Here is a 6,202-nt window from a genome sequence, read left to right as displayed (position 1 = left end):
GCCCCGAGTAGTCGGGGCCGGGCCGGGGGTGAGAGTGGAGCGACTCTCCTACTTCGCGCGCTCCAGGACCTCGACGACGCGGTAGCGCTTGGTGGCGGACAGCGGGCGGGTCTCCATGATCCGCACGCGGTCGCCGACACCGGCGTCGTTGGTCTCGTCGTGCGCCTTCACACGCTCGGTACGGCGCATGATCTTGCCGTAGAGCGGGTGCTTCACGCGGTCCTCGAGTTCGACGACGATGGTCTTGTCCATCTTGTCGGACACGACGTACCCGATCCGCACCTTGCGGCTGTTGCGCTCGGTGTTCTCGCTGGCCTCAGTCACGGCTGCTTCCTTGTCACTCACTTGGCATCACCCGGCGCCGCCGACAACCCGAGCTCGCGCTCGCGGATGACGGTGTAGATGCGTGCGATGTCGTGACGGACGACGCGCAGGCGACGGTTGTTGGTCAGCTGACCGGTGGCCATCTGGAAGCGCAGGTTGAACAGCTCCTCCTTGGCCTCACGAAGACGCGCGGTGAGCGCATCGGCGTCGAGTTCACGCAACTCGGGGGCGGTGGTTCCACTAGCCATCAGAACTGCTCCTCCCGGGTCACGATACGGGTCTTGCACGGGAGCTTGTGCTGCGCGCGGCGCAGCGCCTCGCGTGCGGTCTCCTCGTTCGGGTACGACATCTCGAAGAGGATGCGACCCGGCTTGACGTTCGCGACCCACCACTCGACGGATCCCTTACCGGAACCCATGCGGACCTCGGCGGGCTTCTTGGTCAAGGGGCGATCGGGGTAGATGTTGATCCACACCTTGCCGCCACGCTTGATGTGGCGGTTGATCGCGATACGCGCGGACTCGATCTGACGGTTGGTGACGTACGCCGGCTCTAGAGCCTGGATGCCGTACTCACCGAACGTCACCTTGGTGCCGCCCTTGGCCCCGCCGCTACGGCCGGGGTGGTGCTGCTTGCGGTGCTTGACGCGCTTGGGGATAAGCACTGTCACGCCTCCCTGGTCTGATTCTGCGGAGCCTGGGCGGGGGCCTCGGCAGCCGGACCGGAACCGGCGCGGCCGGTCTCGGTGCTGGTGGCCGTGGTGCCCTGGGCGCCGGAACGACGCGGCCGGCCTGCGCCACGCTCGCGGCGCGGTCCTCGGTCGGCACCGCCGCGGTTGCTGGACTGGGCGTACTGATCGGACTCGCGACGACCGCCGACCACGTCACCCTTGTAGATCCACACCTTGACGCCGATGCGACCGAAGGTCGTCTTGGCCTCGTAGGTGCCGTAGTCGATCTCGGCACGCAGGGTGTGAAGCGGGACGCGACCCTCGTGGTAGCGCTCCGAACGCGACATCTCGGCACCGCCGAGACGACCCGAGCAGACCACCTTGATGCCCTTGACCTGCGGCTGACGCATCGCGGACTGGATGCCCTTACGCATCGCGCGGCGGAAGGCCACGCGGTTGGAGAGCTGCTCCGCGATGCCCTGGGCCACGAGCTGGGCGTCGGCCTCGGTGTTCTTGATCTCGAGGATGTTGAGGTGGACCTGCTTCGCGGTGAGCTTCTCGAGCTCGCCGCGGAGACGGTCGGCCTCGGCGCCACGACGACCGATCACGATGCCCGGCCGGGCGGTGTGGATGTCGACGTTGACGCGGTCGCGGGTACGGGAGATGTCCACGCCCGAGATGCCGGCCCGCTCCATGCCCTTGGACAGGAGCTGACGGATCTTGATGTCCTCGGCGACGTAGTCCGCGTACTGCTTGTCGGCGTACCACTTGGACGTCCAGTCCGAGGTGATGCCGAGACGGAAGCCGTGCGGCTGGATCTTCTGTCCCATTTAGCGGGCACCTCCCTGGTTACGACGACCCCGGCCGGTGGAACCGGCCTTCTCGGGCACGCTGGTCACCTCGACGGTGATGTGGCTCGTGCGCTTGCGCACTCGGAACGCACGACCCTGGGCACGCGGCCGGAACCGCTTCAGGGTCGGGCCCTCGTCGGCGAACGCAGCCGACACGACCAGGGTCCGGGGATCCAGGTCGAGGTTGTTCTCGGCGTTCGCGATGGCGGACGCGAGGACCTTGCCCACCGGCTCGCTGGCGGCCTGCGGGGCGAACCGCAGGATGTCCAACGCGTCGGAGGCGTCCTTGCCCCGGATCAGGTCGATCACACGACGCGCCTTCATGGGCGTGACGCGGACGAACTTGGCGGTGGCCCGGGCGGAGAGCTGCTGCTCGTCCTGCACCGTGCCTTCGGCGGTCTTGCTGGTATCAGTGCTCATCGGCGCTTACTCTTCCGATCGTCCTTGATGTGCCCCTTGAACGTGCGCGTCGGCGCGAACTCGCCGAGCTTGTGACCCACCATGGAGTCGGACACGAACACGGGCACATGCTTGCGGCCATCATGGACGGCGAACGTGTGGCCGATGAAATCGGGCAGGATCGTCGAGCGACGCGACCAGGTCTTGATGACCTGATGAGTACCCTTGTCGTTCTGCGCGTCCACCTTCGCGAGGAGGTGCTCGTCGACGAACGGACCCTTCTTGAGACTACGAGGCATCCTAGTTTCCCTCCTTAACGCTTCTTACCGGTGCGACGGCGACGGACAATCATCTTGTCGCTCGCCTTGTTGGGCTTGCGGGTCCGGCCCTCGGGCTGGCCCCACGGGCTGACGGGGTGACGTCCACCGGACGTCTTACCCTCGCCACCACCGTGCGGGTGGTCGACGGGGTTCATGACCACACCGCGGACGGTCGGGCGGACGCCCTTCCAGCGCATGCGGCCGGCCTTACCCCAGTTGATGTTCCCCTGCTCGGCGTTGCCGACCTCGCCGATCGTCGCGCGACAGCGGACGTCGACCCGGCGGATCTCGCCGGACGGCATGCGGAGGGAGGCGTACGCGCCCTCCTTGCCGAGCAGCTGGATCCCGGCACCGGCGGCGCGTGCCATCTTGGCACCGCCCCCGGGACGGAGCTCCACGGCGTGCACGACGGTACCTGCGGGGATGTTGCGGAGCGGCAGGTTGTTGCCGACCTTGATATCGGAACCGACACCCGACTCGACCTTCATGCCCTGCTTGAGGTTCCGCGGGGCCAGGATGTACCGCTTCTCGCCGTCCGCGTAGTGCAGGAGGGCGATGTTGGCGGTGCGGTTGGGGTCGTACTCGATGTGGGCGACGGTGGCGTCGACGCCGTCCTTGTCATTACGACGGAAGTCGATGACACGGTACTGGCGCTTGTGGCCACCGCCCTTGTGACGGGTGGTGATCCGACCGTGACCGTTACGGCCACCGGTCTTGTGTAGTGGGCGAAGCAGCGACTTCTCGGGCGTCGAGCGGGTGATCTCGGCGAAGTCCGAGACGCTCGAGCCGCGACGGCCGGGCGTCGTGGGCTTGTACTTGCGGATAGCCATGAGGTTCTCTCGTCCTTAACTCTTCCCGCCGTCAGGCGGTCAGACCCGGGATCTCGATGGGCTTGCTGTCGGCCGCAAGGGTCACGATGGCGCGCTTGGTGCTCTTGCGCTGTCCGAACCCGGTGCGGGTGCGCTTACGCTTGCCCTGACGGTTGGCGGTGTTGACGGACTCCACCGTGACGCCGAAGATCTCCTGGAGGGCGATCTTGATCTGCGTCTTGTTGGCGTCCGGGGCGACCAGGAACGTGTACACGCCCTGCTCGAGCAGGCCATAGGCCTTCTCGGAGACGACGGGGGCGAGGATCACGTCCCGGGGATCGGCGACGGTGCTCACTTGTCGGCCTCCTTCGCGGCGGTGTTATCCGTGCCTGCGGCACGCTTGCTGGCCTGCGAGACGAACGCGTCCAGTGCCTCCACCGTGAACACGACGTCGTCTGCACGCAGCACGTCGTAGGTGTTGAGCTGATCCGGAGCGATGGGATGGACGTGGTCCAGGTTGCCCACCGAGCGCCACGCGGCGACGTCCTCGCGGCCGACGACGAGCAGGAACTTCTTGCGACCGGACAGGCTTCCGAGGAAGTCCCGCACGCCCGCCGTCGACGGGGTCTGACCCTCGACGAGCTCGGTGACCACGTGGATACGATCGCTGGCGGCCCGGTCGGACAGGGCACCGCGGAGGGCGGCGGCCTTCATCTTCTTGGGGGTGCGCTGCGAGTAGTCGCGCGGCTTCGGACCGTGGACCGTGCCACCGCCGGTGTAGGCGGGGGCGCGGGTCGAGCCCTGGCGGGCGCGGCCGGTGCCCTTCTGGCGGAACGGCTTGCGGCCACCGCCACGGACCTCGCCGCGGGTCTTGGTCGAGTGCGTGCCCTGCCGCGCCGCGGCGAGCTGAGCCACGACGACCTGGTGCATCAGCGCCAGGTTGGGTTCGACGCCGAAGATCGCGGCGGGCAGCTCGACCGACCCGTCGGCCGAACCGGCCGGGGTACGGACGTCAAGCTTGAGATTCACGGTGTTCTCCGTCGTGGTCATGCGCGCGCACCGCCCTTCACTGCGGATCGGACCATCACGAGGCCGCCGTTGCGGCCCGGGATGGCGCCCTTGATCAGGAGGACGCCGGCTTCGGCATCGACCTTGTGGACCTTGAGGTTCATGGTGGTCACGCGCTCGTTGCCCATGCGGCCGGCCATCTTCTTGCCCCGGAACACGCGGCCCGGGGTGGATGCGCCACCGATGGAACCGGGCCGGCGGTGCACGGCCTGGGTGCCGTGTGAGGCGCCCTGTCCGTGGAAGCCGTGACGCTTCATGGTGCCGGCGAAACCCTTGCCCTTGGAGGTCCCGGTGACGTCGACGAAAGCGCCGTCGGAGAACACATCCGCGCCGAGCTCCTGGCCCAGCTCGAAGGCTGCGGCCTGCTCCGCGTTGTCCAGCCGGATCTCCGCCAGGTGGCGACGCGGGGTCACACCCGCCTTGGAGAACTGGCCCGTGACGGGCTTGGTGACCTTACGGGGGTCGATCGCGCCGAACGCGATCTGGACGGCGTTGTAGCCGTCGGTCTGCTCTGTACGGATCCCGGTGACTACACACGGCCCGGCCTTGATGACGGTAACCGGGACGACCCGGTTGTTCTCGTCGAAGACCTGGGTCATGCCGAGCTTCGCGCCCAGGATTCCCTTGATCTCGGTAGTACTCATCTGTTCACTGTCTCCGCTGCACGTTGCTTGCTGACCGCTGCTCGGTCGGAGGTCACTGGATGTTGACGTCGACGCTGGCAGGCAGGTCGATGCGCATGAGCGCGTCCACGGTCTTGGGCGTGGGGTCGAGGATGTCGATCAACCGCTTGTGGGTGCGCATCTCGAAGTGCTCGCGCGAGTCCTTGTACTTGTGCGGCGAGCGGATGACGCAGTACACGTTCTTCTCGGTCGGCAACGGCACCGGGCCGACGACACGAGCTCCCGTACGGGTGACCGTCTCGACGATCTTGCGCGCCGAGGCGTCGATGGCCTCGTGGTCATAGGCCTTCAGCCTGATGCGGATCTTTTGTCCCGCCACTTCGTCCTCATTCTCCCCCCGCCCCTGAAGGCGGCTGTCGTGAGCGCCCTCGCTGCGCGGGGGACACTTCTGTGTTCGCTTGTCATACGTGACACCGTCTGACCGTCTACCGCCCGGTCACATGCATCGGTGCTTCGTCGTGGAGGACCGCCGTCGCGCGCTCACGAACGTGACACGACCACGAGCCCTCCAGAGGACGGAGTGCCGCACTCCCGCGGGGCGAGGGTGACGGCGGAACCGATCCGCTGCCGCTGTTGATGTGTCACGACGCGTCCACGCGGTCGGGCGTGTCGCCCTCCCACTTTTCCGGCGGGTGATCGCTCACCCGCCCCGGTCGTGCTCGCCCGACCAACCCGGCGATCGCGGGGCCCGGGGGCCACACGAGTTCGCCGCCTTGTCCGGGCAACTCGACCAGTATGCCGCACGTACCCCACGGGATCAAAATCGCCGGGGCCGACGGGTCGGGGATGCCGCGCCCGCGTGCCGCGACTTCGGTAGCGTCGAGCCATCAGCGCCCATGCGCCTCGTCACCCAGGAGAGCCCCACGTGAACAGCCGACGCGAACCACGCGACCCCGCCGCCTACAAGCGGGATCGTCGCCAAGCCGTCCTGCGCCACCACCCGGACAAGGGCGGTGACCCGGACGAGATGCTCCGCGCGCTCGAGGAGGTCGACCGCAGACACGGGGTCGGCGGGCCCCGCCGCCCGGAACACGCCGCGACCGCCGAGCAGGTCGCCGCGGTGGCCGTGACCGCTCTG

12 protein-coding genes are annotated in these 6,202 nt (G+C 67.7%); 1 reads left to right on the top strand and 11 read right to left on the bottom strand.

What is annotated here, in order from left to right; all coding sequences use genetic code 11:
- Nucleotides 1-48: 48 nt before the first annotated feature.
- Genes rpsQ through rpsJ form a run of 11 tightly spaced genes read right to left on the bottom strand, consistent with a single transcriptional unit; the run spans nucleotide 49 to nucleotide 5,443 of the window.
- The gene (gene rpsQ / locus G6017_RS06065; protein WP_179525920.1) at nucleotides 49-324 is read right to left on the bottom strand and encodes a 30S ribosomal protein S17; all 276 of its coding nucleotides are present in this window, start codon (nucleotides 322-324) and stop codon (nucleotides 49-51) included.
- A 17-nt stretch (nucleotides 325-341) separates the two neighbouring features.
- A complete protein-coding gene (gene rpmC / locus G6017_RS06060) occupies nucleotides 342-572 on the bottom strand; it encodes a 50S ribosomal protein L29 (RefSeq protein ID WP_017838199.1) in 231 nt (76 codons plus the stop codon).
- Nucleotides 572-988 carry a 50S ribosomal protein L16 gene (gene rplP / locus G6017_RS06055; RefSeq protein ID WP_017838198.1) on the bottom strand — a complete coding sequence of 139 codons (417 nt, stop codon included), beginning with the start codon at nucleotides 986-988 and terminating at the stop codon, nucleotides 572-574. Before rplP ends, rpmC begins: the two co-directional genes overlap by 1 nt.
- A gap of 2 nt (nucleotides 989-990) precedes the next feature.
- Entirely contained in the window at nucleotides 991-1,824 is an 834-nt protein-coding gene (gene rpsC, locus G6017_RS06050; protein WP_179525921.1) for a 30S ribosomal protein S3, read from the bottom strand.
- Nucleotides 1,825-2,265, bottom strand: coding sequence for a 50S ribosomal protein L22 (gene rplV, locus G6017_RS06045; RefSeq protein WP_179525922.1), 441 nt, complete (start codon nucleotides 2,263-2,265; stop codon nucleotides 1,825-1,827).
- Nucleotides 2,262-2,543, bottom strand: a complete 282-nt coding sequence (gene rpsS / locus G6017_RS06040) for a 30S ribosomal protein S19 (RefSeq protein WP_017838195.1) — start codon at nucleotides 2,541-2,543, stop codon at nucleotides 2,262-2,264. The genes rplV and rpsS overlap by 4 nt, the downstream gene beginning before the upstream one ends.
- Before the next feature lie 14 nt (nucleotides 2,544-2,557).
- Nucleotides 2,558-3,394: a 50S ribosomal protein L2 gene (gene rplB, locus G6017_RS06035; protein ID WP_107757059.1), complete on the bottom strand. Its 837-nt coding sequence runs from the start codon at nucleotides 3,392-3,394 to the stop codon at nucleotides 2,558-2,560.
- 31 nt (nucleotides 3,395-3,425) lie between these two features.
- Complete coding sequence (rplW, locus tag G6017_RS06030) at nucleotides 3,426-3,728, bottom strand: 50S ribosomal protein L23 (protein ID WP_179525923.1); 303 nt, start codon at nucleotides 3,726-3,728, stop codon at nucleotides 3,426-3,428.
- Nucleotides 3,725-4,423, bottom strand: a complete 699-nt coding sequence (gene rplD / locus G6017_RS06025) for a 50S ribosomal protein L4 (protein ID WP_182609299.1) — start codon at nucleotides 4,421-4,423, stop codon at nucleotides 3,725-3,727. The genes rplW and rplD overlap by 4 nt, the downstream gene beginning before the upstream one ends.
- Nucleotides 4,420-5,085 (bottom strand): 50S ribosomal protein L3, encoded by a 666-nt coding sequence (rplC, locus tag G6017_RS06020; protein ID WP_179525925.1) that lies wholly within the window; start codon nucleotides 5,083-5,085, stop codon nucleotides 4,420-4,422. Before rplC ends, rplD begins: the two co-directional genes overlap by 4 nt.
- A gap of 52 nt (nucleotides 5,086-5,137) precedes the next feature.
- A complete protein-coding gene (gene rpsJ, locus G6017_RS06015) occupies nucleotides 5,138-5,443 on the bottom strand; it encodes a 30S ribosomal protein S10 (RefSeq protein ID WP_003938093.1) in 306 nt (101 codons plus the stop codon).
- A 546-nt stretch (nucleotides 5,444-5,989) separates the two neighbouring features.
- Between rpsJ and G6017_RS06010 the strand changes: the two genes are divergently transcribed.
- Nucleotides 5,990-6,202: hypothetical protein (locus tag G6017_RS06010; protein WP_182616449.1), on the top strand; the 213-nt coding region annotated here is incomplete at its 3' end.

This window comes from Dietzia sp. B44 (assembly GCF_014145245.1).
In the GTDB taxonomy this organism is placed as follows: Bacteria; Actinomycetota; Actinomycetes; order Mycobacteriales; family Mycobacteriaceae; genus Dietzia; species Dietzia natronolimnaea.
This window is presented reverse-complemented; position numbering and strand designations above follow the sequence as displayed.